The sequence below is a fragment of the Paraburkholderia aromaticivorans genome, assembly GCF_012689525.1.
Taxonomy (GTDB): Bacteria; Pseudomonadota; Gammaproteobacteria; order Burkholderiales; family Burkholderiaceae; genus Paraburkholderia; species Paraburkholderia aromaticivorans_A.
Map to the genome: position 1 here is coordinate 684280 of NZ_CP051515.1, position 25045 is coordinate 709324.

At 61.4% G+C, this 25045-nt stretch carries 27 protein-coding genes; 17 read left to right on the forward strand and 10 right to left on the reverse strand.

From position 1 onward, the window contains the following. Window positions 1–78 precede the first annotated feature (78 nt). The 6 genes from HF916_RS14930 (at window position 79) to HF916_RS14955 (ending at window position 4453) form a co-directional block, all read left to right on the forward strand. The gene (locus tag HF916_RS14930; protein WP_168789692.1) at window positions 79–876 is read left to right on the forward strand and encodes a transporter substrate-binding domain-containing protein; all 798 of its coding nucleotides are present in this window, start codon (window positions 79–81) and stop codon (window positions 874–876) included. Between the two features lie 13 nt (window positions 877–889). Then, the gene (locus HF916_RS14935; protein ID WP_168789693.1) at window positions 890–1567 is read left to right on the forward strand and encodes an ABC transporter permease; all 678 of its coding nucleotides are present in this window, start codon (window positions 890–892) and stop codon (window positions 1565–1567) included. A 54-nt stretch (window positions 1568–1621) separates the two neighbouring features. Next, complete coding sequence (locus tag HF916_RS14940; RefSeq protein ID WP_240975556.1) at window positions 1622–2338, forward strand: ABC transporter permease; 717 nt, start codon at window positions 1622–1624, stop codon at window positions 2336–2338. A 171-nt stretch (window positions 2339–2509) separates the two neighbouring features. Further along, complete coding sequence (locus HF916_RS14945) at window positions 2510–3019, forward strand: hypothetical protein (protein WP_168789695.1); 510 nt, start codon at window positions 2510–2512, stop codon at window positions 3017–3019. A gap of 29 nt (window positions 3020–3048) precedes the next feature. Then, on the forward strand, window positions 3049–3804 hold the full coding sequence (locus tag HF916_RS14950) for an amino acid ABC transporter ATP-binding protein (protein WP_168789696.1): 756 nt from the start codon (window positions 3049–3051) through the stop codon (window positions 3802–3804). 43 nt (window positions 3805–3847) lie between these two features. Beyond that, window positions 3848–4453 (forward strand): hypothetical protein, encoded by a 606-nt coding sequence (locus tag HF916_RS14955; protein WP_168789697.1) that lies wholly within the window; start codon window positions 3848–3850, stop codon window positions 4451–4453. A 34-nt stretch (window positions 4454–4487) separates the two neighbouring features. Here HF916_RS14955 and HF916_RS14960 read toward each other — a convergent pair whose 3' ends face one another. Beyond that, window positions 4488–5219, reverse strand: coding sequence for a helix-turn-helix domain-containing protein (locus HF916_RS14960; protein ID WP_346777730.1), 732 nt, complete (start codon window positions 5217–5219; stop codon window positions 4488–4490). 51 nt (window positions 5220–5270) lie between these two features. On the opposite strand from HF916_RS14960, the gene HF916_RS14965 reads away from it, so the two are divergent. After that, a complete protein-coding gene (locus tag HF916_RS14965; RefSeq protein ID WP_168789698.1) occupies window positions 5271–5717 on the forward strand; it encodes a GNAT family N-acetyltransferase in 447 nt (148 codons plus the stop codon). 56 nt (window positions 5718–5773) lie between these two features. After that, window positions 5774–6187 (forward strand): RidA family protein, encoded by a 414-nt coding sequence (locus tag HF916_RS14970; RefSeq protein ID WP_168789699.1) that lies wholly within the window; start codon window positions 5774–5776, stop codon window positions 6185–6187. Between the two features lie 17 nt (window positions 6188–6204). On the opposite strand, the gene HF916_RS14975 is transcribed toward HF916_RS14970, so the two are convergent. Then, window positions 6205–6618, reverse strand: coding sequence for a DoxX family protein (locus HF916_RS14975; protein ID WP_168789700.1), 414 nt, complete (start codon window positions 6616–6618; stop codon window positions 6205–6207). Between the two features lie 137 nt (window positions 6619–6755). Continuing rightward, a complete protein-coding gene (locus tag HF916_RS14980; RefSeq protein WP_168792016.1) occupies window positions 6756–7670 on the reverse strand; it encodes a LysR family transcriptional regulator in 915 nt (304 codons plus the stop codon). 184 nt (window positions 7671–7854) lie between these two features. Between HF916_RS14980 and HF916_RS14985 the strand changes: the two genes are divergently transcribed. The 3 genes from HF916_RS14985 to HF916_RS14995 all read left to right on the forward strand — a co-directional run bounded on the left by HF916_RS14985 (window position 7855) and on the right by HF916_RS14995 (window position 10422). Beyond that, the gene (locus tag HF916_RS14985) at window positions 7855–8718 is read left to right on the forward strand and encodes an NmrA family NAD(P)-binding protein (RefSeq protein ID WP_168789701.1); all 864 of its coding nucleotides are present in this window, start codon (window positions 7855–7857) and stop codon (window positions 8716–8718) included. Window positions 8719–8810: 92 nt separating this feature from the next. Further along, window positions 8811–9833, forward strand: a complete 1023-nt coding sequence (locus tag HF916_RS14990) for an aldo/keto reductase (protein WP_168789702.1) — start codon at window positions 8811–8813, stop codon at window positions 9831–9833. Window positions 9834–10017: 184 nt separating this feature from the next. After that, window positions 10018–10422 carry a VOC family protein gene (locus HF916_RS14995; RefSeq protein WP_206001888.1) on the forward strand — a complete coding sequence of 135 codons (405 nt, stop codon included), beginning with the start codon at window positions 10018–10020 and terminating at the stop codon, window positions 10420–10422. Window positions 10423–10472: 50 nt separating this feature from the next. On the opposite strand, the gene HF916_RS15000 is transcribed toward HF916_RS14995, so the two are convergent. Then, window positions 10473–11324, reverse strand: coding sequence for an alpha/beta fold hydrolase (locus tag HF916_RS15000; RefSeq protein WP_168789703.1), 852 nt, complete (start codon window positions 11322–11324; stop codon window positions 10473–10475). 126 nt (window positions 11325–11450) lie between these two features. Here HF916_RS15000 and HF916_RS15005 point away from each other — a divergent pair, with 126 nt between their 5' ends. Beyond that, window positions 11451–12272, forward strand: a complete 822-nt coding sequence (locus tag HF916_RS15005) for a LysR substrate-binding domain-containing protein (protein ID WP_206001928.1) — start codon at window positions 11451–11453, stop codon at window positions 12270–12272. A gap of 31 nt (window positions 12273–12303) precedes the next feature. On the opposite strand, the gene HF916_RS15010 is transcribed toward HF916_RS15005, so the two are convergent. The 4 genes from HF916_RS15010 to HF916_RS15025 are packed head-to-tail and all read right to left on the reverse strand — an operon-like array spanning window position 12304 to window position 16528. After that, window positions 12304–13233 (reverse strand): CobW family GTP-binding protein, encoded by a 930-nt coding sequence (locus HF916_RS15010; RefSeq protein WP_168789704.1) that lies wholly within the window; start codon window positions 13231–13233, stop codon window positions 12304–12306. Next, window positions 13230–14888, reverse strand: coding sequence for an amidohydrolase (locus HF916_RS15015; protein WP_168789705.1), 1659 nt, complete (start codon window positions 14886–14888; stop codon window positions 13230–13232). Before HF916_RS15015 ends, HF916_RS15010 begins: the two co-directional genes overlap by 4 nt. A gap of 32 nt (window positions 14889–14920) precedes the next feature. After that, on the reverse strand, window positions 14921–16306 hold the full coding sequence (locus HF916_RS15020; protein WP_168789706.1) for a sodium:solute symporter family protein: 1386 nt from the start codon (window positions 16304–16306) through the stop codon (window positions 14921–14923). 12 nt (window positions 16307–16318) lie between these two features. Next, window positions 16319–16528: a DUF3311 domain-containing protein gene (locus HF916_RS15025; RefSeq protein WP_168789707.1), complete on the reverse strand. Its 210-nt coding sequence runs from the start codon at window positions 16526–16528 to the stop codon at window positions 16319–16321. A gap of 282 nt (window positions 16529–16810) precedes the next feature. Between HF916_RS15025 and HF916_RS15030 the strand changes: the two genes are divergently transcribed. From HF916_RS15030 to HF916_RS15050, 5 genes are all read left to right on the forward strand, one after another. Beyond that, window positions 16811–17221, forward strand: a complete 411-nt coding sequence (locus HF916_RS15030) for a nuclear transport factor 2 family protein (RefSeq protein ID WP_132377992.1) — start codon at window positions 16811–16813, stop codon at window positions 17219–17221. Between the two features lie 13 nt (window positions 17222–17234). Continuing rightward, entirely contained in the window at window positions 17235–18650 is a 1416-nt protein-coding gene (locus HF916_RS15035) for an NAD(P)/FAD-dependent oxidoreductase (RefSeq protein ID WP_206001889.1), read from the forward strand. Window positions 18651–18864: 214 nt separating this feature from the next. Then, a complete protein-coding gene (locus tag HF916_RS15040; RefSeq protein WP_168789708.1) occupies window positions 18865–20295 on the forward strand; it encodes an amino acid permease in 1431 nt (476 codons plus the stop codon). Window positions 20296–20472: 177 nt separating this feature from the next. Then, the gene (locus HF916_RS15045) at window positions 20473–21429 is read left to right on the forward strand and encodes an AAA family ATPase (protein ID WP_240975648.1); all 957 of its coding nucleotides are present in this window, start codon (window positions 20473–20475) and stop codon (window positions 21427–21429) included. Further along, window positions 21426–23162: a cobaltochelatase CobT-related protein gene (locus HF916_RS15050; protein ID WP_168789710.1), complete on the forward strand. Its 1737-nt coding sequence runs from the start codon at window positions 21426–21428 to the stop codon at window positions 23160–23162. The genes HF916_RS15045 and HF916_RS15050 overlap by 4 nt, the downstream gene beginning before the upstream one ends. A 21-nt stretch (window positions 23163–23183) precedes the next feature. Here HF916_RS15050 and HF916_RS15055 read toward each other — a convergent pair whose 3' ends face one another. Then, entirely contained in the window at window positions 23184–23945 is a 762-nt protein-coding gene (locus HF916_RS15055) for a sulfite exporter TauE/SafE family protein (RefSeq protein ID WP_168789711.1), read from the reverse strand. Then, entirely contained in the window at window positions 23942–24979 is a 1038-nt protein-coding gene (pta, locus tag HF916_RS15060; protein ID WP_168789712.1) for a phosphate acetyltransferase, read from the reverse strand. The genes HF916_RS15055 and pta overlap by 4 nt, the downstream gene beginning before the upstream one ends. Window positions 24980–25045 lie beyond the last annotated feature (66 nt).

The window sequence follows — 25045 nt, forward strand, 5'->3', positions numbered from 1 at the left end:
TTAAATTAACGAACGACTACCTTTCTCTCTAATGCGACGGAATACCCGGGGCGCAGCAATCGCGACGAGAGAGTTGCCATGTCACACACCCTGTTTCGACGTTTTCGAGGATTGGTCAGCTGCGCCCTGACGGCGACGGCATTGGTCATGTCGGCGCCCGCCTTTTCGGCCGGCGACACGCTGAGAGTCGCAACGGAGGGCACGTATCCGCCGTGGAGCTTCAAGGACGCCTCCGGCCAGCTTCAGGGCTTCGACGTGGATATTGCGAATGCCCTTTGCGCACAGATGAAGATGAAATGCCAGATCGTTGCGCAAGCGTGGGACGGCATCATTCCTGGTCTTCAGGCCAATCGATATGACGCCATCGTCGCGTCGATGTCGACGACGCCTGCGCGACGCAAACAGGTTCTGTTCACCAACAAGTACAAGGACACGACCTCCAGTTTTATCGCTGCAAAAGACAGCGGGATCAAGGACGTCTCGGCCGCGGCACTGAAGGGAAAGCGCATCGGCGTCCAACGCGGCTCCTCCCAGCACCAGTGGCTCGTCGCCAACGGTTACGACAAGGCGGCCTCACTCGTGCTGTATGACGACACCCGTCAGCCGGAACTGGACCTCGTCGCGGGCCGTGTCGACCTCATCATCGGTAATAAGGCGACGTTCTATTCCGACTTCTTCAAACGGCCCGACTCGAAGGACTTCGCTTTCATCGGACCTGAATTCAAAGGCGGGGTGCTCGGGGACGGAAACGCCATTGCAGTTCGCCTCGACGACGCCGAGCTCTGCAATCGTATTAACGCAGCGTTGGCCGTAATCATGGCGAACGGCACCTATGACCAGATCAGAAAGAAGTACTTCCCTTTCTCTCTGATGTAATGCGGGAGCCAGCATGGTCAACTTCACTCTGAACGGTTATGGCGGACTCATTCTGCTTGGGGCCCTGACGACGCTGCTGGTCGCACTCGCGGCCACGGCGATCGGCTCGGTAATCGGGATTCTCATGGCAGCCGCGAAGCTGTCTCCGGTGCGGATTCTCAGGCAGTTCGCCGGGGCATACACGACCACCATACGAGGTGTTCCGGACCTGCTGGTCATTTTTCTCGTGTACTACGGCGGCAGCGCAACCCTTTCTCATGTCCTGGGCCGGTCCATCGAAATCAATGCGTTCGGTGCAGGCGCCGTGTCGCTGGGACTGGTGTTCGGGGCCTATGCGACGGAAATCTTCCGGGGCGCAATTCTGGAAGTTCCGCGCGGCCAGTTTGAAGCCTCTGCAGCGCTGGGATTGACGGGCGCCGGGAGCTTTGTCTACGTCATTGCGCCGCAAGCGTGGCGCCTCGCCGTCCCTGCTTTCGGGAATCAGTTGACCGTATTGCTAAAAGAAACTGCGCTGGTCTCGCTGGTCGGCCTGGAAGATTTGATGCGACGTACAGGCTTTGCCGTCGAGGCGACAAATCGCCCGTTTTTCTTCTACCTGGTTGCCGGCGTGCTGTACTTTGTTCTCAGCTTCGCAATGACAAACGTTTTCAGCACGGTTCGTCGCAAGACGTCGACCGCATTGGCGAGGTGACGCATGTTTGACTTCTCGTTGCTCATTTCGAGCTTTCCGCGTCTGCTGGCTGCCTTGCCCGTCACGCTGGAGCTGTTTGCCGCCATCGTGGTGGTGGGGCTCATTGTGGGCGTGCCCACGGCGCTCGTGGGATTGAGCTCGTCCAGGGTTCTGAGCGGTAGCGTCAAGTTTTATATCGGCGCATTCCGCGGTACACCGGCTCTCGTGCAATTGTTCTTTCTTTACTACGGATTTGGCCAGTTCTCCTTTATTCGACATTCCGTAGTCTGGCCGCTCTTGCGTGACCCATTCACCTGCGCGGTCATTGCCTTGGGGTTGAATTCGGGCGCGTACACGGCGCGCATTCTGATGGGGGCGCTGTCTGCCGTGCCCAAAGGCATCGTCGAAGCTGCCGAGGCGCTAGGGTTGAGTCGAGCTTCCGTACTCACTCGCATCAAAGCGCCCATTGCCATTCGTATTGCAATCCCCGCGTATGCGAACGAAACGATTCTGAACCTGAAGGCGACGTCGCTGGCGTCGACGGTGACCATCATGGAATTGACGGGGACGTCGAAGCTGCTGGTAAGTGAAACCTATGCACCCTATGAGATTTTCGTCGGCGCTGGATTGATCTATCTCGCGATGACGTTTTTCCTCTCGCACGCGTTTCGGATTCTCGAGTTGAACATTGCGCGCAGAACAGGGAAGGACGTCGACATAGTCAATTCCCGGAAGCCCAGGCAAGCGGCGATGCAGAAGTCTTCAGATTCTGGAGACGCTCACGCAACCTAGTCCTCGTATAGCGCATCTTTAAAGGTGGATTCATGCTCCCGAGTCCCCTACGCAAGGTTAATGGAGAAACACAAATTGCTTCGGTTTCTGACACTTGGACCCACTGGTAGCAATCACGAGTTCGTGACTGCCCGATACATTCAACATCACGGTCTGGAAGAACGGGCGTCGATGGCTCTCGTGTTGAGCTTTGAAGAAGCAGCACGCATGGTGATCGACGGCGAGGGCGACTATATCGTCCAGGTTGCAGTCCATCCTTCGACGGCTGACATCGTTGCGAAATACCGCAAACAGCTTTTCGTCATCGATGCATTCGTCTCTGCCAGCCAGGACATGGCGGTGGTAACTCGCGTCGACGTCGACACACCGCGCACGCTCGCACTTCAGCCAGCCACGCGGGACTATGTCAACACAGATGGACTCACGCTCATTCCGGAGACATCGACGGCATCGGTTGCGAATGGGCTTCTCTCGGGCAAATACGAGAGCGGTCTGACGTACTCGTCCCTTGCTACCGGGAACCCCACCCGCTTCAGAATCGACGAGCAGATCGGTACGGTCGACGACCCCTGGATTGTCTATGGCCGTGAGCGGCTGTCCGACGGCCAGGTTGTCGCCTGGAAAGAGAGCCCGGCGGCTCAAGCATTCCATGCCCAGACACTCACGCGGCTCGACACCTGAGCCGCACGAAAATGCACAGGACCTTCGCTATGAATACGATCCCGAACAGCGAATTCGCGATATCTATCAACGGACTCTCAAAGAGTTTCGGCGAGTTCAATGTACTTAATTCTATTTCGCTGAATGTCCGAAGAGGCGAAAAGATTGTTCTGTGCGGACCGTCCGGCTCCGGAAAATCGACACTGATTCGCTGCGTCAACCGACTGGAGAGGCACGATTCGGGCGATGTTCACGTCGACGGAATCGAACTCACCGACGATGTGAAACACGTACGCAGGGTACGTGCTGATGTCGGCATGGTGTTTCAGCATTTCAATCTGTTCCCGCACATGACGGTGCTGGAAAACTGCACGTTGGCTCCCATGCGTGTTCGTGGTCTGAAGCGGAAAGAGGCCGAAGCACGCGCCCTTGAAATGCTCGAACGCGTTCGCGTGGCGAGTCATGCGGGGAAATATCCCTCTCAGCTTTCCGGCGGCCAACAGCAGCGGGTGGCTATTGCAAGAGCGCTTTGCATGTCGCCCACTATCATGCTGCTCGACGAACCGACGTCGGCGCTCGACCCGGAGATGGTCAGGGAGGTGCTCGACACGCTGACGCTGCTTGCGCAAGACGGCATGACCATGCTTTGCGTCACACACGAAATGGGATTTGCAAGGGCGGTGGCCGACCGCATTCTGTTCATGGACCAGGGAGAAATCGTGGAAGACAACGAACCTGGTTGCTTCTTTGACGCGCCGAAGACTGAGCGAGCGAGGCGATTTCTCAGTCAGATGATTCACAAGTGAATACGTAACGTCGAACACACGCGCGAATTTTAAGGAGTAAAGCATGGCCGCAATCCGATTTGGCACCCTCGGTCCATCCGGAACGAACCACGAGTATGTGACTCGTCGTTACATTGAATTCCACGGACTTGAGGCGCAAGTCAAACTCTTTGATAACTTTGACGATGCGCTAGCTGCGTTTGACGCCGACGAAATCGACTATCTGATTCAATGCGCGGTTCATCCCGATACCCCGCGGGTGATGGGCAGTAACTTCCGTGAGCGGTTCGTTGTCGACACCTTCATCTCGCCGAGTCAGACATTGGCGATTCTCACGCGTAAGGACGTGGGCAAGCCGGAAACCATCTCGCTTGTTTCCCCCGCAACCGATGACTACGCGGATCTCGGCGCGTATTCCAAGCTGATTCCCGCAGTCTCGATTCCGGTGGCCTTCGAACGACTGATGAAGGGAGAATGTGATTCCGCTCTGGTCTATCGATACTATTTCGATTCGCAACCGGAGACGCTGCGAGTGGATGCCACTATCGGTTCGCCCGATGACGCCTGGATTGTGTACGGCCGGGAGCGTGTTGGAGCGGGAGAGATTGTCGCCAGTCGAGAGAGCGCGGTGGCAAAGCAATTCGCGGAACTGCAGCGGTCGCAACGATAAACCGACACGTGCGAGAGGGTATGTCCTCGATCTTCTAGCTGTATTCCCGAATGTTGAAAAACACCGCGAGAAACTTGACCGGTACGCTCTCGATTTCTTCCGGACCATGCGCCGCATTCGGGTCGAACAGCAGACTGTCGCCGGGTTTCAGGTCGTAGAGCCGATTGGCGTATCGATATTTCATCTTGCCTTCGAGTACGTGAAGGAACTGAATACCCGTTGTCTGATGGGTAGACCACGGCTGGGATTCTTCGTCGAGAGTAACGACATACGGTTCCACGGAAAGATTCCCCGACAATACGTGGCCAACGAGCCGATAGATGTGGCCATACGATGAACCTTCCCTGTCCACCGTCACGCCTTGTCCCGCAGGGACGAACGAGCAGTCGTGGCGTTCACTCTGGTCGACGAAAAAGCGCGATACGGGTTTGCCCAACGCATTGGCGAGCCGCGTAAGCGTTTCTATCGACGGAGTAGCCGTGCCTTTTTCGATTCTCGAGAGCATCGAATGGGAAATGCCGGCCATTTTCGCGAGGGTGCCCGACGCGATTCCTGCTGAGGTTCGGAAGGCGTGAATCTGTGCAGCCAGAGCACGGGACACTTTCTCCACTGCGGGGTCCGTCTGCTTCTCTGTTACCTCGATGTCCGGAGATTCTTCAGCGGGTGGCTGACTCTGATTTTTTGGCATGGTGCCTTCAGTAAACGAGCAGTTCGAAGATGACGACGTGTTGCCATTATATGAGGCATTGCCGCGGATGAGTGCCACGTCAACGGCTTTTTGGCGGCGCCGCGCGAGATAGTAAAGGAGCTTGCCTTGATGCGTATTCGCCCTGTTGCACCGACGGATGCACGTTCCGTTGCGCACCTTGTGGAGGAGCTTCTAGTGGAGCTTCACAATGGCGAACTCGAACCCGCGGACCGAGTGTCTGTCGCTGAAGCCGTTCTGACCCAAACGAGTCGCAGCTTCGGATATCTGGCGCTCGATGGCGATAGTCCGGTGGGCGTGCTGCTCATGACAGAAGGAATGGCAATATACGCGGGCGGTGCCTTCGGACAGATTACCGAGCTCTACGTCCGGCCGGAATGGCGGTCTGGTGGATTAGCCGCGGCGCTGGTGCGCGAAGCCGCGAAGTTCGGCAAGGAACGCGGATGGAAACGACTCGACGTGGGCGCTCCTGGCCAACCGCGTTGGGCGCGGACGTTGGCGTTCTATTTGTCCGCGAGTTTCATCGAGGTTGGACCACGGTTGCGTCTTGACTTGTAATGCTGTCCGTCGGGCCAATTGGCAGCACCCGAACACGAACTTCGCCGAGGTTAAAGATGAGCAAGATTGAGCGCCTGCGATTGCCCGAGAACGAACCAACGTTCGGCGGCAACAAGATTTTCGACCTTTTCCAGTATTCGCCCGCCGTGTCGGCGAACGGTCTGGTCTTCATTGCGGGGCAGGTCGGGTTGCGAGCGGACGGCACCATTCCCGTGTCGCCTGAAGAGCAAATTGAGTTGGCGTTCAAGCGCGCCGAAGTCATTCTTCAGAATCTCGGTCTCGACTTCACCGACCTCGTCGAACTGGTTTCGTATCACGTGGATACAGCGTCACAACTTGGTGATTTCCGGGCCGTGAAGGAGCGTTACATCCGCTCCGACTTCCCTGCGTGGACGATTCTCGGTGTGGCATCGCTGGCGCGTCCCGAGTTGTTAATCGAGATCAAGATGGTCGCGGCGTTGAGGAAATAACGCCGAAAGCGCGACACCTACTGTCGGACTGTGCCGTCGTGCCGCTCCGCGCGGCCGCCAAAACGGATCTGGCCCGGCCCGGCAATCGCGATCGTGCCGAACAGAATCAGCAGCATCCACGCGAACTGGCCTTCCGCCAGCGACCAGTCGCGATGGACGAAGGCCAGCGCGACCACCGTGACGATGAGGATCGGCAACGCGGCGAGTCGTGTCGCGATCCCGAGGATCATCAGCGGCGGACAGATGACTTCCGCGAAAATCGCGAAGGCCATCGACACGGTTCGGCCCAGGTGAAACGGATCTTCGATCGCCGCTGCCTGGCTCGCGTAGTGCATGGCTTTCGGCAAGCCGTGAACCACGAGGACGAGCAGGCTCGCGGTCACTCGTAAATACAACAGTCCAAGATCTGCGGTCGTTGCCCTTGATTTCACGCGCGCTTCCTTCCTCTCACCTGGATTGAACGATCATAGGCTTGCACGGCGTAAACGTCCTTCCAGATTCCTTAAGTGTTCTTAAGCGTGAGGTAGAAAGTGTTCGTCCTGGCCGCTAACCGGCCTATTTGGACTCGCTAACTCGTACTCGTCAAAGCGACGATAAAGTCAAGAAATACCCTTGTCTTGGCCGGCGTGTGGTGCCGCGACGGATGGTACGCATAGAGCGGGAAGCGCTCATCCGGCCAGTCCGGGAACAGGTTGACGAGCCGTCCCTCCCGGATCAGGTGCTCGCCTCCGAGCAGAAGCATCTGCGCGACGCCGGAGCCGGCCAGACACGCGTTGAGGAGTGCGCTCGGATCGTTCACTGTAAGCCGTCCATTCGTCTCGACAAGCAGCTTCTTGCGCTTGCGATGAAACTCCCACGGATACGGTTTGCCGGTATCCGGGTTCCGGAATTCAAGACACCTGTGCACCCCGCGACCCAGCTCCTGAGGCTCCGCCGGCCACCCCCGGCGAGCGAGGTACGAGGGCGATGCGACGGTGACAACCGCGGTATCAAGGAGCTTTCGCGCAATCAGACTGGATGAGCGAGGTTCGCCAAATCGCAAGGCCAGATCGAAGCCGTCCATCACGAGGTCGCCGAGCTGATCTCTCGCAATGAACTCGAGCTCGAGTTCAGGATGCGCATCCATGAATTCGTCGAGCTTCGGGCCCAGAATGATTCGCGAAAAAACCGGGTCGAGATTGATTCGCAGCTTTCCGCGCACTGTCGCGGCGCCTCCTGCCGCGGCTGCGGCCGCTTCCTCCATCCCCCTCAAGTGCGGCATGACCTGCTCATAGAACCGCCGGCCCTCTTCAGTAAGGGAAACGGCGCGAGTCGTTCGATTGAAGAGCCGTGTTTTCAGCCGCCTTTCGAGTCGAGCGATGGCCCGGCTAACTCCGGGCGGCGACATACCCATCAATTCGGAAGCGGCCGCGAACGTCCCCGCATCGACGACGGCGGCAAATACGCTGATACCGCTAGAGAGATTCTCGCTGGACGATCTCATGGGCGCTGCATCCTGGTCATTGGCTGCCTCTGCACAGTGCGTCAAAAACCGCACTATGACGCATTAGTAACCACCAGTCACTTCACAAGTGTCATTCGTGTCATTTTGTTTCTCATCGCGTTTGCCCACAATGCATCCCAACAGTGCATTTCAACGTTATCTATCTACGCAAGGAGAAACTGCAATGTATGCAATCACAGGGATAACAGGAAAGGTCGGCGGTGCGGTGGCGCGCACGTTGCTCGCCGCGGGCCAGCCGGTACGCGCGGTTGTACGCGATGCCGCTCGGGCACGTTCGTGGGCTGAGCGCGGGTGTGAAGTGGTGACAGCCGACATGGACGACGCGGCGTCCCTCACCGCCGCTTTCGAGGGCACGCAAGGCGTCTTCATTCTGCCGCCGTCGGAGTTCGATCCGTCGCCGGGCTTTCCCGAGGCACGTGTTGTCATTGACGCCGTGCGCGGAGCGCTTCAGTCGGCGGCACCCGGCAAGGTGGTCTGCCTGTCGACGATCGGCGCGCAGGCCACCGAATCCAATCTGCTCACGCAACGTACGCTGATGGAGCAGGCGCTTCGCGATCTACCGATGCCCGTGACATTTTTGCGTCCCGGCTGGTTCATGGAAAACGCCGCATGGGACGTTGCGCCGGCCCGGGACAACGGGATGATCGCCAGCTTTCTGCAACCGCTCGACAAGGCTGTGCCGATGGTCGCGACCGCGGACGTGGGTCGCGTTGCCGCGCAGCTGCTTCAACAAACCTGGCGCGGCGTGCGTGTCGTCGAGCTGGAAGGGCAGCGTGTGAGCCCGAACGATCTGGCCGAGGCATTTGCCCAGGTGCTCGGTCGTCCGGTTCGTGCGGAGGTAGTGCCGCGCGAAACATGGGGCGCACTGTTCCAGTCCCAAGGTACGAAGGAACCGTTGCCGCGTATACGCATGCTCGACGGGTTCAATGAAGGCTGGATCTGCTTCGAAGGCGAGGAAGCCGACATCGTCAAGGGCGAAGTGGAACTGGAAACCGTTCTGCGAGATCTCGTCTCGCAGGCGGGCTAACGCGGGCGCAGTCGGCGACGCATACAGGATGACGCGTCGCCGGGTGCTTTGCGCTCATCGTTCATCAAGGGATTCAAATCAAGGGATTCACTATGGAATACAGCACACTCGGCAGGTCAGGGCTGCGCATTTCGCGTCTTTGTCTTGGCGCCATGACTTTTGGTGCCGGTACCGGAATCTGGGGCGAAATTGCCGGCCTGGACCGTGCCCAGGCCACACGGCTTGTCGCGATGGCCGTCGAACGCGGTATCAACCTGATCGATACGGCTGACGCCTATTCGCAAGGGCAATCGGAAGCGGTCGTCGGTCAGGCGCTGGCTGACCTCGGACTTGACGAATCACGCATGCTGGTCGCGACCAAAGTCCGGTTGCGCACCGGAATCGGCCACAACGATGTCGGGCTCGGCCGCTCGCACATCATGCGGTCGGTGGAAACGAGTCTTCGGCGTATCGGCCGGGATCATATCGACCTGTTTCAGTTGCACGACCGCGATGAACTCGTTCCGCTGGAAGAAACGCTTCGTGCTCTCGACGACCTCGTGAGGCAGGGCAAGGTGCGGCACATCGGCGTCTGCAACTTCAGCGCGGGCGACCTGGAGCGTGCCCAGGGCGTGACCAACCGCACGCACTGGGCCCGCGTTGTCAGCAATCAGGTTCACTATGCGCTGACGAGCCGCGACGTCGAGCATGAGATCGCGCCCGTGGCAAAGGCGAACGATGTCGCGCTTCTGGTGTGGAGTCCACTCGCGGGCGGCTACCTGAGCGGTAAGTACACGCAGGGGAGCAGCGGCGAAACCGGGCGCCGCACCAGGCTGAATTTTCCGCCGATCGATCCAGCAAAGGCGGATCCTGTCGTGCGCATCGTGTGCGACATCGCTACGGAATTGAACGCGTCGCCCGCTCAGGTGGCATTGGCGTGGCTTCTGGCGCGCCGAGAAGTCTGTTCCGTGATTGTTGGCGCGCGCACGCCCGAGCAACTGACCGCTAACCTCGACGCTCAGCAACTCGCGTTGAACGCAGCGCAGATCGAACGTCTGAATCAGGTTTCGCAGCCGCACCTGCCCTATCCTTACTGGATGCAGCAGTTTCACGACAGGGACCGGCTCGTGGTTTGATTGACTGGCGAGAAAACGCGAGCAAGCCGCGCGCAAGTCAGCATCGCATGGCCGGAAACGCCCGTAGCACGGGCCTGAGCGGCCGATAGCGCGAGTGGGGCGATGCGAGTATGGAATGTGAGCTTTTACTCGTAACATCCTCCGTACGGAACGCGACGAGCGATCCGATTCAACGGAGATCGACATGACCGATATCACCACCAGCATGAAGCTCAATCACCTGAGCTTCCCTTCATCCGATGTGAGCGCCACCGCCGCCTTCTTCGAGGACCATCTAGGCTGTACGGTTGCCGCGCGAGGGACGAGCTGGTTTCTGAAACGCCCCGGTTTCGACATCGTGATCGATGACGCCGCCGACCATCCGGTCGAGTGGCCACACAACTTTCATATCGGTTTCGAGCTGACGTCCCTCGACGAGGTTCGCGCGCTTTACGAACAGATGGCCGCCGCCGGTGTCGCGATGAAAACCGGCGTGTTCAAGCATGAGCGTGGCTCGCGGTTTTTCTGCGAGGTACCCGGCGGCGTTCTCGTCGAAATCAATACGCGTTCGGATGCCGACGAGAAATATCGCGGCACCTTCGACCTCTGATGTTTTCGACTGCCGCACCGCCGATCCGAACCGCGCTGAACCGCGCCGGATCAGAAGCTGACGAACGCCTGCACGAGCCGGTTAAATGCGCCGGCGTTCGACACATTCATGCCGTGCGACGCGCCGGCGATGGTTTGCCGCTCCGCATAGTCGATCCACTCCGCGAGCTTTTCGACGTTGTTGCGGAACATGCGCGGGCTGCGCTGGCCGTCGATCAGCAGCGTCCTGCACTTCACGCCGCGCGCGGTTTCGTGGGAATAGGCGGGCAACGGATCGCGGAGCTGCTTGGGCAGCGTGCCCGCGTTGTCGATCGCCATGGTGCGAAACGCAATCGGACTCTTGCGCCACGATCCGGGTACGCTCACCGAATCGACGAAAAGCTCCAGGCCCGCGTCGATCTGCTGGCTCTCGATGAGTTCAGCGACGCGCGCGCGCAGCACATTGGTCGTGGCCGGCAGCGACGCGTCCGGCATTCCGTCGATCTGCAGCGGACCGCCCGGGTCGGCGAGGGTCAGCGTTTTCACGAGCCGCGGATAGTCGCGCGCGACATGAAACGCCACGCAGCCGCCGCGCGAATGGCCGACCAGATGCACGGGCCCCAGGTCGATCGCCTCGAGGAACTCGGCCAGTTCGCCGACGTGCGTCTGCCAGCCGAACTCGCCCTGAATGCACGCCTCGCTCGCCGGCCAATAATGGCTCAGGCTCACCGAGATGCAGCGGAAATGCTGCGACAGCGCCGCCGTCTGCGCATTCCAGTAGCGATAGTCACACAGCGAGCCGTGCACGAACACGAGCGGCTCGCCTTCTCCGCACTCGACGTACGGCACGCAGATGCCCGATGCGATGGTCGCAAACGACAGTTCGGGTACGGCAAGCACTGAGAGGTCGGTACGGGCGTTCATGGACTGGCTCCTTTGCGGCCACTATGCCCCATGTCGCAACTTTAGAAAATCGCGTAATATTGATCGAATCTATCTACTTTTCTGATACCAGACCCCTTGAAAGCCCTCGACCTGGACGTGATGACCATGATCGTCGCCGTCGCCGACACCGGCAACATCAGCCGGGCGGCGGAACTCGTGCATCGTTCGCAATCGGCGGTGAGCATGCAGATCAAGACGCTCGAGACCGCGCTGGGCAAGCCGCTGTTCGTGCGCAAGCCGAGAAATGTGGTGCCGACGCAGGACGGCGAAGTCCTGCTGACATACGCTCGCCGCATGCTCGCCTTGCGCGACGAGGCATGGGCGGCGGTGGTTCGGCCAGACGTGACCGGGCGCGTGAGCATCGGCGTGCCGGACGATTACGCGTCGTCGCTGCTGCCGCCGATCCTCAAGAAGTTTTCCGCGACCTATCCGAAGGTGGAGATTCGGGTCGTCGGTTTGCCGAGCGTCGCGCTCGCGCCGATGGTGAAGGACGGCTCCGTCGATCTGGTGTGCGCGACGCGAGTCAAGGGTTTGTCGGGCGAGTTCATCCGTCATGAACCGATGGAATGGGCTGCCGCGCCGAGTGCCGATGAAATATGGCGCGAACGGCCGTTGCCGATTGCCGTGTTCCTGCCGGGCAGCGTCGCGCGCGAGAACGCGATTCGCAGCCTGGAGCGCGCGAAGATTCCGTATCGCACCTCGTATGAAAGTCCGAGTCTGCTGGGCCTGCTGTCGATGGCCGAAGCGGGCTTGGCAATTGTCCCGCTCGCGCGTTGCGCGGTGCCGGCGCACTTCACGCTGCTTGGGCGCGCACACGGATTGCCCGAAATCACCGCACTGGAAATGGTGCTGGCGCGCAGCACGGCTTCGAATCGTCCGCCGTGCGATTTTCTGGCGGAGAAGATTGTCTCCGAATTGAGGCGCTAGCTTTGCCGGCGTGCGTCTCGGTTGGCCGAGATCATGGGCCGATTTCCGCAGCTTTGAGCGCCGCCCGCGCATGCAACTCGTCTTCGTGATCGAACATGCCAATCAGAACGATCTGCGATTGCGCGGAAGTGCAAGCCGACGACGCGCTGATGACGACGCGGTTGCCGACTACATGCAATTCATGCAACGCGCCCTCGCTGTCCAGCCGGACAAAACCTTTCGCACGCAACAGCTTTGCCGAAAAACTCCGCAACGCTTCCTTGAGTTGCTTGCGGCTCAGGCACGCATCGGTGACAAATGAAAAGCTGCACAAATCGCGCGGGGTGGGAGAGGCGGAGAGCGACAGCGCGCCGGCATCGCGCGCGGGCAGCACATGCCGATCGAAGATCAAACCGAGCGGCACGGCCGCGTGCGTCGCTTGCACGATGACGCGGCTATTCGCAAACGCTTCAACGCGCGCTACGACAGCCTCGCGCTCAGGTTCGCTGAGCAGATCCATCTTGTTCAACACGATGGCCGTTGCGCCCGCGATCTGCCGCTGCGCGATATCGCCGACATAAGGATCGGCCAGCGTCTCTTCGACGCGCTCCGCATCCACCAGCACGACGATGCCATCGAGACGAAACGCGCGATCGAGCAAGCCGATCTGCGCGATGCGCACCGGGTCGGACACGCCGCTCGCTTCGATGATCAGCAGATCGGGCGCGTCAGGGCGCGAACTAATGGCAAGCAACGCCTCGACCAGCCGGCCGCCGATCGAACAGCAGACGCAGCCGTTTTCCAGACTGATCACGTCGTCGGTGCGCTGGCGAATCAGTGACGCGTCGATATTGATCGAGCCGAAGTCGTTGACGAGTACGGTGATGCGCCGCGATCCGGCGTTGCTCAGAACATGGTTGAGCAGCGTCGTCTTTCCAGCGCCGAGATAGCCGCCAATGACGACGAGCGGAATCGCGTTCATCCCGCCGGTGCCTGGAAGATGCGGCCGCCGAGCACTGTGCCCCACACTTCGAGATCCTTGAGACGTTGCGGCGCGACTTCGGCCGGGTCTTCGGCGAGCACCGCGAAGTCCGCGAATTTGCCGACTTCGATACTGCCCACCAGATGGTCCATTTTGATTGTATAGGCGGCGCCGAGCGTGATCGCGCGCAGCGCGTCCGCAACTGGCACGCGTTCGTTCGCACCGAGCACGCGCCCCGACGAGGTCTCGCGCTGCGACGCGCACCACGCGGTGAAAAGTGGGTTCAGCGGCGTAATAGGCGCATCAGAATGAAACGCGAACGGAATGCCCAGGCGGCGCGCGGATTCCGCCGCGTCCATGCGATTCGCGCGGTCCGCACCCATGGTTTGCGTGTAGTGCGCGTCGCCCCAGTAGTAGATGTGGTTCGAAAAGAAATTGATGCACAGGCCGAGGCTCGCCGCCCGCGCGAGCTGGCTCGCATCCGCCATCTGACAATGTTGGAGCGTATGCCGATGATCGCGTCGCGGATGAAGCGTGAGAAGCCGCTCGAAGGCATCGAGCACGAGTTCGGTCGCCTCGTCGCCGTTGGTGTGCACGTGCAGTTGCAGGCCGGCTTCGTGAAACGGCGTGAATACTTCAACGAACTGGCTCGGCGGAATCAGCCACAAACCATTGGGCTTGCCGTTCAGATAGCCGGGCCATTTCAGGCGCGCGGTGAAACCCTGAATCGAACCGTCGACGATAAACTTGACGGGCCCGAAGTGCAGCTTCGGCGTCGCGGTTTCCATCGCCGAGAGCACCCGTTGAGCGCCGCCTTCGGGACTGCGTTGCGGCGCGAAGGCGGGCACGATGCGCACGGGAAAATCGGCATTCCCGGTGATTTCGCGCAGATTGCGATTGCCCAATTCGGAGAAGTCGTTGACCAGATCGGTGGCGGTCGTCACGCCGGCGAGCTGCGCGACGCGGCCGAAATTCCAGATGGCTTTCGCGCTTTCGCTCGCGGCGATCGAGAGGCCGGCGCCGATCACGCGGTAGACCGGGAACATCGCGGCGAACTCCTGCAACTCGCCGGTCGGCTGTCCGCTCTCGTCCTTGTCGATGCCGTCGATATCCGTTTCGTCGTCGATCCCGGCGCGGGACAGCATCGCCGAATTGACGTTCATCAGGTGCACGCTCGCGTGCAGGATCACGATGGGCCGCTCGGCCGACACCGTGTCCAGTTCGCGCACGGTCAGACGACTGGTGCCGAAGAAGATCGGATCGAAACCCCATGCGAGCAGCGGAGCGTCGGCCGACGTCATCTCCGCTTGAGCCGCCTTCAGACGTTCGATTACGGCGTCCAGCGTTGTCAGGCCTGGCCAGCGCCGGCCGTCGGGGCCGCGGCGGTCGTAGTAGCCGACATACACGGCGTCCCACATCGCGCCTTCCATCAGATGGCAATGACCCTCGACAAATCCGGGCATCAGCACTTTATCGCTGAACGTATCGACGATTTCGGCATCGCCCCATTGCTTCACGTCGTCAGCGCCGCCTACCGAGAGGATCTTGCCGTCGCGAATCGCGACATGCGTCGCATACGGTTGCATGGGATTCATCGTTACGATTTTCTTCGCAACGAAGACCTGGGTCGGGTGCTTCTCTTCTCGTTGAGTCATAGGGCTGTAATTGAAGTTCGTTCAGCTCGATATCAACCGAGCGCGTGCGCACGGCTCGGTTTCGCGGTGAGGTTCACCGCGGTGAGTACCAGCAGGTTCACGCCGAGGCAAACCAGTCCCAGATTGAAGCCGCCGAGGTCGATCTGCAACATGTACAGGATGATCGCCAGGACCTGCCCGGTCAACATGCCGGACGCGATGGCGGACGGCCGCACGCGCAATCCGAACAGAATGACCATCACGCCGGGGAAGAACTGCGTGACGCCGTAATACGTGGTGTTGATTAGCGTGAGCATCAGATTCGGCGTGAGCAGCGTCATCACGATCGACACCAGCAGGTACAGCACGATCACCACTTTCGCGCTCGTCTTCTGGCGAGCCTCCGGCATGCCCGGCAAGAGATTGCGTGTGACGATCGGGCCGATCGCGAGACAGATGCCGGCCAGCACGAGCAAGCCGGACAGCGACGCGCCAGCGGCGACGAGTCCGAGCAGCCAACTCGGCAACAGGCGGATTGCGGCCGCGAAGAACGCTTCGTTGGGCGACGCGAGGTGCAGGTTCTGACTTATCGCATAGTACGACGCGACCACGAGAAACGGATACATCAGCATGTACAGCGGCATCGCGACCTGCGTGCGGCGGATCGTGTTCGCGCTTTTCGCGGTAAAGAAGTTCTGCACCGCGAACGGCATGACGTAGAAGCCGAGCGACTGGAACAGCATGGTGCTCATCGAGAAGGTCAACTGGTGCGAATTCATCCGGTTGCTCACATGCTGGCTGGCGGCATGAAAGACCTCGGTCACGCCGACTTGCATCGACACGGCAACGCCCGTGACGACGATCGCGACGACCATCAGGATATCCTTCAGCACGGCGATATACGCCGACGCGCGCACGCCTGCAATGGCGATATAGGTGAACGCGAGCAACGCTGCAAACAGGATCAGATACAGCGGTTTGAAATTCCAGCCGAGACCGTTCAATGCGGCGACGAGTCCGGTGAACTGCAACTGCCCCCACGGCAGCAGAAAGACGATCGCGGAGCCCGCGACGATCAGTTCGAGCGAGCGGCTCTGAAAATGTCCCTTGAACAGATCGGGCAGCGTGATTGCGTTATAGCGCTTGCCGGCTTGCCAGATCTTCGGGCCGATGAAATAGCCGACGGGATAGGCCAGCAGAATGTAGCCGAGAAACCAGACGCCGTACGTCGGTCCTTTGGCATAGATACCGCCCGGAAAGCCGACCATCGTGCCGATGCTGTAGATCTCGCCGGCCGCGAGGAAGAACACGAGGTAAGCGCCGAACTGCCGTGACGCCACGAAGAAGTCATGCACGCTTTGCGGGCCCCGGCCCTTGTTCGAACGGATCGCGAGGTAAAGCGAGAAAGCGAGGAAGCCGAGAAAGACTGCGGTGGCCATCCGGACACTCCTTTAGCAGTTTTGCGGGTGGGACTCGTCGTGGCGGCAGTCGAACACACGCCAGCAGATCATCAGGCAGCCGGAGGTGAGGATGAACCACGCGAAGATCCAGGCGTAGATGAACGGCACGCCTAATACGAAGCGGTCGACGGACGCCACCCACGGCAGCAGGCCGACCACGCCCAGATAGGGAATGCCGAGTCCGATAAACATTTTGAGCACGTTAGCTCCTCGCAGTGTGTGGCCAGTACCCTCAGTGTTGCCGAACAAAAAAATAGAGCCATAGAGCCAGTTGACGGGAGTCGATGAGTCCAATCCAGCCCATGCCGTGGAGAGGGCGAAACCCGCGTCCCCATTCGCTGCACCAGGCGAAAGCACCGCACTGGACCTACCCGTCAGAAAACCCCCTGCCTACAATTTCCTCACGGATCGCCAGCCACCGGCGGCGTCTCATGCCTTATCGAAACGAACGCGAAAGCGAAAGTCATCCAGGAGGAGAAAGCAATGGCTCAAACACAGACCCCACTGCAGCACGTCACGGCCGAGACACTGGCCGCGTTTTCCGATGCGTTCAATCGTCATGACGCGGACGCGTTGATGACCTTCATGACCGACGATTGCGTGTTCGATGCAGCGGGCGGTCCGGAGGTCTTCGGCACGCGCTTCGTGGGCCGCGATGCGACCCGCGCGGCGTTCGAAGCGGTCTTCAAGACCTTTCCCGACGCGCATTGGGGCAAGGGCCGCCACTACGTGAGCGGCGAGCGCGGCGTGTCCGAGTGGGTGTTCACGGGAACGCACGCGGAAGGCTGGCGTATCGAGGCGGAAGGTTGCGACCTGTTCGAGTTCCGCGACGGCCTCATCGCGGTCAAGCGGGCCTTCCGCAAGGAACGTCCGAAGCAGAACCTCGCACGCTGATCGGGAGCTTCACATGGAGCACAGTGAAATCGAACGGGTCGCGCAAGGCATGCCGTCCGGCCGCGAAGGCGATACGCGCTACGATCCGGCGTACGACCCGCTGGTGTCGCCGGGACCGGGCTGGGGCAAGCAATACGCGCCGACCTACTGGGTCGCCACCGCGGGCACGCCGCCCGAAGACGACGGCCCGATCACGGCGGACGTCGACGTGGATGTGGCGATCATCGGCGGCGGCTATACGGGGCTCGCCACGGCGCTCTGTCTCGCACGGGAGCACGGCATCAAGGCGGTGGTGCTGGAAGCCAACAAGACGAGTTGGGGCTGCAGCAGCCGCAACGGCGGGCAAGGTCAGAACGCCTCTGGCCGGCTATCGCGTTCTCAATGGATCGAGCGTTGGGGTAAAGACGTCGCGTTGAAAATGCACGACGAGATTCAGGAAGGTTTCGATAACTTCAAGTCGCTGGTCGCCGAGATCGATTGCGATCCGCAACCCGGTGGCCACTTTTTGATCGCACACCGTCCGCGCATCATGCAGAAGCTCGCCGCCGAGGCCAAGGTCTGGAAGGACGTGTTCGGCTATCCGTCCGAACTGATCGACAAGCAGACCTTCCAGCGCGAGTACGTCAACGATCACGAAGCGGCCGGCGCGCTGCACGAGCCGGAGGGTATCGGCATTCATGCGTTGAAGCTCGCCTTCGGATATCTGCGGCTGGCTCGCGAAGCGGGCGCCAAGGTGCATCCGGCGAGCCCGGTGCTCGGCTGGGAAACGATCAACGGCGTGCATCATTTGCGCACGCCTGGCGGCATCGTGCGCGCGCGCGCGGTCGGCATCGCGACGGGCGCTTACACGGCGCAAACACTGCACGACTCGCTGCGCAGCCGCATCATGCCGATCCTGTCGAATTCGATGGTCACGCGTCCGCTCACGAAGCAGGAAATCGACGCGTGCAACTTTCGCACGACCCAGGTGCTGACCGATACACGCACGCTGCGCTTCTACTATCGCTTTCTGCCGGACAATCGCCTGCAGATCGGCAGCCGTTCCGCGATCACCGGCGCCGACGCGCCCAATTCGCGCCACTACGATCTGCTGTTGGAAGGCATGCTCCGGAAGTTTCCGGCTTTGCGCGGCGTCGCGATCGATTATTCATGGTGGGGTTGGGTGGACGTCAGCCACGACATGATGCCGCGCGTGTATCAGCCGGATCCGATGCAGACGGTGTACTACGCGCTCGGTTATGGCGGCAACGGCGTGTCGTATTCACAGCAGGCCGGGCGGCGGCTCGCCGAACGCATCGCGGGAAAGGGCGCGAAACAGACGCTGCCGATCTTCACGTCGCCCTTGCCCGGGCACCCGTTTGCGCCGTTCCGTCGCATCGGCCAGCGGATGCTGTATCAACTGTATTTCCGCCGCGACGAAAAGCCCTGATGCCGTGCGGCGCTGAACTCGCAACTTGCCGCGCGCACTGCGCAAACGGCGCACACTTGCACCATGCGCGAGAACTGCGCGGTGCTTCATAAAAAATCATAGGGCGAGACGCATGGGCGTCCTCGCCCCATCCAGTCTTGAAGACGCCGGGACTCGGGCGGTTGCGAAAGCAGACCGCCCGAGCCCGCGATCGGATAACGGAATTGGAGGTGACATGCAGCGATCAACAGACACAACGGAATTGAAGGCGGGCCTCAAACAGCGCCACATGACGATGATCGCGCTCGGCGGCGTGATCGGCGCGGGGCTCTTCGTCGGCAGCGGAGTGGTCGTGCAACAGGCCGGCCCGGCGGCGGTGCTGTCGTTTCTGATCACCGGCGTGCTGGTCGTGCTGGTCATGCGGATGCTCGGCGAAATGGCCTGCGCGATGCCGGCCGTCGGTTCGTTCTATGAATATGCGCGGCTGGCGTTTGGCGGTAAGCGCGCTTCCGGCAACCTCGCGGGCTTTTTGACCGGCTGGATGTACTGGTATTTCTGGGTGATCGTCGTCGCGGTGGAGGCCGTGGCCGGGGCGAAGCTCGTGCAGTTCTGGTTGCCCGACGTCCCCGCGTGGGCGATCAGTCTCGTGTTGCTGGTCACGCTCACGGCGACCAACCTGGTCTCGGTCGGCAGTTACGGTGAATTCGAGTTCTGGTTCGCGTCGATCAAGGTCGCGGCGATCATGGTGTTCCTGTTTCTCGGCGGCATGTATGTGCTGGGACTGTGGCCCGCGGCAAAGCATGTCACCTCCGTGCTGCCGACGCTGCTCTCGCACGGCGGCTTGATGCCGAAGGGAATCGGACCTGTGTTGAGCGGCGCGGTTGCGGCCACGGGCTTTTACTTCGGCGCGGAGATCGTCACCATCGCGGCGGCTGAAGCGAAGGAACCCGCCAAGGCCGTCGCCAAGGCGACCAACTCGGTGATCACGCGCGTGCTGGTTTTTTATGTCGGCTCGATCCTGCTCGTCGTCGCGCTGGTGCCGTGGAATTCTCCGCACATGGCCACGCCGTATGTCAGCGCGCTCGATGCCATGGGTATTCCGGCCGCCGCCAACGTGATGAATGCCGTCGTGCTCACCGCCGTGCTGTCGGCGCTCAACTCGGGGCTCTACGCCGCGTCGCGGATGATCTTCGCGCTGACGCGCCACGGCGACGCGCCCGCCGCGCTCGCCAAGGTCAACCGTCGCGGCGTGCCGGTTCGCGCGATTCTGATCGGCACCGTGTTCGGCTACGCGTCGGTGGTGATGTCGTATGTGTCGCCGGATACCGTGTTCGCCTTCCTGGTGAATTCGTACGGCACGGTGGCGATTTTCGTCTACGTGCTGATCGCGATATCGCAACTGAAACTGCGCGCCCGCATTGAGCGGGATGCGCCGCAGACGCTGCGCGTCAGGATGTGGTGCTACCCATACCTCACGTGGGTCGCGATCATTGGCATGGTCGGCATTCTGGTGGCGATGGCGTTTATTCCCGAACAACGTCAGCCGTTGTGGTTCGGCGTCGCGAGCCTCGGTGTGCTGCTACTTGCCTATTTGCTGCGGATTCGCAAAACCGACGCTACTTCTAGCGAACCGGACACGCTCGAATACCGGCACCACCATCGCTGAAACATGAACCACGCAGTGCATTGATTATAAAAAACGAGATGATTTGTATCGAAAAAAGAAAGTGCGTATGATGAACCGGCGAAGCCGCGCTGCTGGCATCTTGAGCGTCGGCCGCCGCTGTGACGAAGTGCGGAGGAGACCGTAGTGACCGATATCGTGACAGGCAAACCGGACCGGATGGTCCCGGTGCGCACATTGTTTGGCATCGACTCAGACTTGATGGTGCCGGCCTTCAGCGAACGAGACGACCACGTTCCGGAAATCGACGAGGTGTATCGCTTCAATCCTGAAGTGACGCTGGCGATTCTCGCCGGCTTCATGCGCGAGCGCCGCGTGATGGTGCAGGGCCTGCACGGCACGGGCAAATCCACTCACATCGAACAGGTCGCGGCGCGCCTGAACTGGCCCTGCGTGCGCGTGAATCTCGACGGGCATATCAGCCGTCTGGATCTGGTGGGCAAAGACGCCATCATCGTGCGCGACGATGTGCAGGTCACCGAATTCCAGGAAGGCATCGTGCCGTGGGCGCTGCAACGGCCCATGGCGTTGATCTTCGACGAATACGACGCGGGCCGTCCCGACGTGATGTTCGTGATCCAGCGCATTCTGGAGCGCGACGGCAAATTCACGCTGCTCGATCAGAATCGTGTGATTCATCCGCATCCGTATTTCCGGTTGTTCGCCACGACCAATACGGTCGGCCTCGGTAATCTGAACGGGTTGTATCACGGCACGCAGTTGTTGAATCACGCGCAACTGGACCGTTGGAACGTGGTCGCCACGCTCAACTATCTGCCGCGTGCCGAGGAGGCCGGCATCGTGCTGGCGCGCGTGCCCGAACTCGCCGACGAGACCGGCCGCGCGCTGATCGAGTCGATGATTAGCGTCGCGGAATTGACGCGCAAAGGTTTTGCCACTGGCGATCTCTCCACGCTGATGTCGCCGCGCACAGTGATCGACTGGGCGGAAAACTGCCAGATCTTCCGCGATCCGGCGATGGCGTTTCGCCTGACCTTCGTCAACAAGTGCGACGAGGCCGAACGGCCCATCGTGGCCGAGTATTTTCAGCGCTGCTTCGATAGGGAACTGGAAAGCACGGCGGAGCGCGAGATGCGCTCGACGGTGGCCCAATGACGCCTGCCGAGCGGCAAGCGACACGCCGCGCCGAACAGCGTCAGAACCTGTGCGCGGCGGCGGTGCGCGCATTGACCGGCGACGCCGCGCTGCACTACCGCGCCGGGCGTCTGTACCGTGGCTTGCGGGCGCTGCCGCTGCATGCGCCGCATCTGCGCACGGACCCGCAGGTCGACGATCTGAGGTCCCTGCGCGGCGCCGCGGATGGCGCGGCACTACGCCTGACGCATTCCGATGCGCAACTCCACGCGAGCCTGTGTCCCGCCGAACCGGCCGAGCCGGTCGAGCGACTCCTGTTCGAACTGTTCGAGCAGCTACGTTGCGAAGCGCTTGCGCCGGCCAGCATGCCGGGACTCGCACAGAATCTGCGCCATCGCTTCGAAACATGGTCGCGTGCTTTCTATCGCACGGGACTGACCGACGGCCACCTCGGCATCCTGCTTTACACGGTGGCGCAGATCGTCTGGTCGCGTCTGTCGGGCTGGCCCGTGCTGGAAGAGACCGAAGGTCTGATCGAAGCCACGCGCGCCGCGATCACACCGACGTTGGGCGTGCCGCTCGCGGCGCTGCGGCGGCATCGAACGGAGCAGGGCGAGTTCGCGATTCATGCGCTCGAACTGGCTCGTCTCGTCAGCCAGATGATGCGTGACGCCCGTGCACAGTCCGTCGAAGAAGAAGACGCGCAGGCACCGGAAGACGACGAAGCCGTGCGCGCCATGTTCGCGCTCTGGTTCGATACCGACGACGGCGAGCAGGTCGACATGGGCCTCGCGGCCACCGGCGACAGCCGCGTTCTCAGAGACGCCGAGCATCGCTACCTGGCTTACACCACGCGCTACGACCGCGAGTTCATGCCGGGCTCGCGTATCCGCGGCGAGTTGCTGGCGGAATACCGCGACCAGCTCGACAAGCGCATTGCCGCGCAGCGCATCAACGTGCCGCGACTCGCGTATGCGCTCAAGGCCGCGCTCGCCGTGCCGCAACGCGACGGCTGGTCGTTCGGTGAAGAGCACGGCCGTATCGACGGCCGGCGTCTCGCGCAACTGGTCAGCTCGCCGGCCGAGCGGCGTTTGTTTCTGCTTGAACGGCACAAGCCGCTCGCCGATTGCGTGGTGAGCTTTCTGATCGATTGCTCGGGGTCTATGCGCACCTATATCGAGCCGGTGGCCCTGCTGGTGGACGTGCTCACTCGCGCGCTCGATCAGGCCGGTGTCGCCAGCGAGGTGCTGGGTTTCTCGACCGGCGCCTGGAACGGCGGCCGCGCGCGGCAAGACTGGCTGGCCGGCGGCCGGCCGTCTCATCCGGGGCGGCTCAACGAGGTCGCTCATCTCGTCTTCAAGGATGCGGCGACAAGCTGGCGGCGCGCTCGCGCCGATATCGCCGCGTTGTTCAAGGCCGATCTGTTTCGCGAAGGCGTGGACGGCGAAGCGGTCGACTGGGCCTGCACACGGCTGCGTGCGCGTGCCGAGGCGCGGCGGATTCTCGTCGTAATCTCGGATGGCAGTCCGATGGATAGCGCCACCGCTCAGGTCAACGACACTTACTACCTCGACAATCATCTGAAGCAAGTAGTCGCACGCAACGAAGCCGCGCGCGACGTCGAGTTGCTGGGTCTTGGCGTCGGACTCGATCTCAGTCCGTATTACCGCCGTTGCCTTGCGATCGATCTGTCCACGCCGCCGGACATGTCGCTGTTCGCCGAACTCGTCGGCTGGATCGGCGCGCGGCGGTAGAGCGCGCGTGACCTCGCTGTCTTAACGGATCAACTGCCGCAACGCATGCAGGATCAGCGAGCCGCCGATCACCACCAGAATCGCGTACGCGATGCGGCGCGTCATCACACCCGACAGCGGCGGCGGATACTGCCGCGCCACGAGCGTCATCAGCGCGACGACTGGGACCGCGAACGCGGCCTGTATCCAGAGATCGGCGTCGAGTTGGCCTTGGTACGCGCTGAACAGCGTGCGAGTGGTCGAGGTGACCGTAAAGATCAGAATCAACGCGTAGCGGATCTGCATGAGCGAGAGCGGCTGGCGGTAGAACTGAAAAATCAACGGCGGCCCGGATACGCCGAACATCCCGCTTAGCAGACCGCCGAACAGGCCGCTCACAAAGAAACTGCGATCGCCCGACCGACAAGCGAGCGGGGCCGGCCGCAGCGCCGCGCTTAAGCCCCCATACAGCACCACGGCGCCCAGCAGCAGTTGCAACACACTGGACGCCGCATTGCTCAACAGATCCAGCACCAGCACGCCCGCCACCACCGACGGCAGAATGCCCAGCGTGGCGGCGCCCACCGCGCGCCAGTCGATGTGATGAAGTTTGCCGGGCAAGGCGGTCGCGCTGTTGGCGAGCGTCACGACGCTGAGCAAAGCGGCGAGACTCGTCACCGGCGCGAGGTCCAGGCCGCTGGCCGCGCCGATGACGATCATGCTCAGGCCGAAGCCGGTAATGGTTTGAAAATAGCTCGCGACGCCCATCAGCGCGAGCAGAGGCAGCAACTTCTGAACGATCATGAATGAGACGGTGTGAGGAGGGCGTCGGGATGCGTGAGCGCGGCTTGCGCCTGGACCGCGGTGACGGCGGTGACGTAGTAGATGTCGTCCGCGCTGCAACCGCGCGACAGGTCGTTGGCGGGCTTGCGTAGGCCTTGCAGCAAGGGGCCGATCGCCTTCGCGCCGCCGATCCGCTCGGCCAGCTTGTAGCCGATATTGCCGGCCTCCAGACTCGGAAACACCAGCACGTTGGCGTGGCCTTCCACCTGCGAATGCTTGACCTTGCGCAGCGCGATCTCGGAGACGATGGCCGCGTCGAGTTGCACGTCGCCGTCGATCGCGAGATGCGGGCGGCGTTCCTGCACGATATGAGTCGCGTTGACCACCTTGTCGACTGCCGCATGGTGCGCGCTACCGCTCGTCGAAAACGACAGCATCGCCACGCGCGGCTCGTCCATCAGCAGGCTTTTTGCGCTGTCCGCCGCGGCCATCGCGATCTCGGCGAGTTGGCCGGCATCGGGTTCTACCACGAGTGCGCAGTCGGAAAAGATCAGGCCGCCCTTGAGCGTGTGGAACGGCTCGCAGAGCATCATTAGAAAGAAGCTCGATACGAGCTTGAATGACGGTGCAATGCCGATGATCTGGATGGCGGTGCGCACCACGTCGGCGGTGGTGTTGACCGCGCCGGACACGGAACCGTCGGCGTGGCCGAGGCGCACCATCAGGTTCGCGAAGCACAACGGGTTGAGGATTTCTTTCTGCGCTTGTTCAAGCGTCATGCCTTTCTTGCTGCGCAATGCGAACAGTTCGTCGGCATATAACGGTGCGAGCGCCGACGCGGCGGGGTCCACCAGTTCCATACCGGTGAGATCGACGTCGAAGCGGGCGGCGGCCTCGCGGATGCGCGTGGCGTCGCCCGCCAGCAGAATACGGGCAATGCCTTCGCGGCTCGCGCGCTGCGCCGCCTGCAACACGCGCGGATCCTCGGCCTCGCTCAGCACGATGCGCATCGGCGAACTGCGCGCTTGTTCAATGATGCGGTTGATGGCTTTCATAGGAGTGGCCGATTGAAGAGGCAGCGAGACGTGCAACGAAGAAGCCGGAGACAGAGCGTCTGAAAG